Below are 1663 nucleotides of genomic sequence, written 5' to 3' on the forward strand. Positions count from 1 at the left end.
CGCTGGGGTCCGGGTGGCTGGGGTTAGTGCGGTATTTCCATTTGGAAGCCGCACCGGCACCGCAGTACCCGGGTCCGGAGGTAGGCCCCGAGGAAGTCTGCTGGCCGCGGCTGGGTGGAGAGTGGTGTGTGGGAATTTCTCAGGTCCGGATCGGTGGGGGACATGGGTTCCCCGCAGTGGATGTACTGGGCGCCCAGGTGCACGACGTCATCGGTGTTGGTTGACCGGGCCAGGATTGCGGCGACGAAGTGTGCGGTGGTGGACAGGACGCGGGAGCCGCCGCAGTTGGCGCAGTTGAAGGCGACGGCGAGGGTTTCCCTGCGGCGGTCCATGACGGTGATGGAGTCCACGGCGAGGTGCAGGTCGGTGTCGCAGGTGGCGCACCAGGGGCGGCTCCCGCGGGGCTGGTGGGCGTCCCGGGGGAGGTAGGTGTTGGCGGTGGTGCTCAAGGGCTCAGACCAGGCCGGGGTAGCTGGCCAGGATGTAGTCGGCGGCGGCCGGGCCCCTCATGCGGAGGCCGCTGTGGCCGGGGCGGACGCGCCTCTTGCGCATCGCGGCCCAGAACTCGCTCTCCGGCCGCGGCACGCACTGGTTGAGGAAACACCAGCTGGTGTACAGGCCGTAGAGGCAGTCCCGTCCGAGGGCGGCCTCGGAGCGGTCGTCGGTGGTGACGGTGGCTTCTGCAAGGAATTGGTCGAACTGCGTATTTGCCATGGGGGTGGCCCTTTTCGCGGGGTGCGCTGTGTGCCGCCATGTGGCTATAGCAGCTGAGCCTCGGTGCGTGCACACGGCACTGAGGCGGTCGCCCGGTTCTTTGGAACTCTGCGGTACGGACGGGCTGTGCGTGGTGCGCAGTCACGGGCATCTGAGGCGGAGTGAACGGCCGGTGGGCCGTGCGCTGGAGTCCGCTTCGTAGGACCTGTATTAGACCTTGTCTACGATGTAGACTTTACCCGTAGACTAGGCAGGAAGCAAGCTTCCTTGCCTCGTGGAAACCAGCGATTATCCGATCAGATCAGGATGGAAACCCGTGCCGCCCTCAAACACTCCGATCGACGGTTCACCTGCCGGCGGGAAAGCCGCCGGGAAGCCTGCCGCCGGGAAGCCTGCCGGGGAGAAGCCCAGGCTGAGCCGGGACCTCGTGCTCTCCACCGCACTGGCACTGGTGGACGCGGAAGGACTCGACGCGCTCACCATGCGCCGGCTGGGGCAGGACCTTGGCCGGGACCCGATGAGCCTGTACCGCTACGCCGCCAATCGTGCCGCGCTGCTGGACGGGGTGACAGAGCTTGTCCTGAAGGAGCTCTCCATCTTCCCGGACCGCCCGGACCGCCCGGACGGCGAAGGAATTCCCCCGCCTCCGCGCCCTGGGACCGGTGCTCACGGACTACGACGGGGCAGCCGAACTGGACCAGGGCCTCAGCATCCTGCTCTCCGGCCTGACAGCGCACCTCCCGACGCCGGGAGAACCAACCACCGCATGAGCGGTCACTATGACGTTTTTGAAAGGTACAAACAATGCTTCTGCTCTTTGGTCTCAAAACCGTCCTGCGCTCCTTGCCTGGCCGGGTTGCCACCTGCCAGTCCTGCGGGCTCTCCGTCCACCACCACCTCGAAGAACGCGCCACCAAATTCACGCTGTTCTTCATACCCCTCTTCACCA

2 protein-coding genes are annotated in these 1663 nt (G+C 66.3%); both read right to left on the minus strand.

Features of this window, described 5'->3' with window-relative positions; genetic code table 11:
* Window positions 1-23: 23 nt before the first annotated feature.
* Complete coding sequence (locus AC1DD3_RS22035) at window positions 24-449, minus strand: hypothetical protein (RefSeq protein WP_476877593.1); 426 nt, start codon at window positions 447-449, stop codon at window positions 24-26.
* Between the two features lie 4 nt (window positions 450-453).
* Window positions 454-714 (minus strand): hypothetical protein, encoded by a 261-nt coding sequence (locus AC1DD3_RS22040; RefSeq protein ID WP_476882525.1) that lies wholly within the window; start codon window positions 712-714, stop codon window positions 454-456.
* Window positions 715-1663 lie beyond the last annotated feature (949 nt).

Source organism: Arthrobacter sp. 05T444, assembly GCF_056395905.1.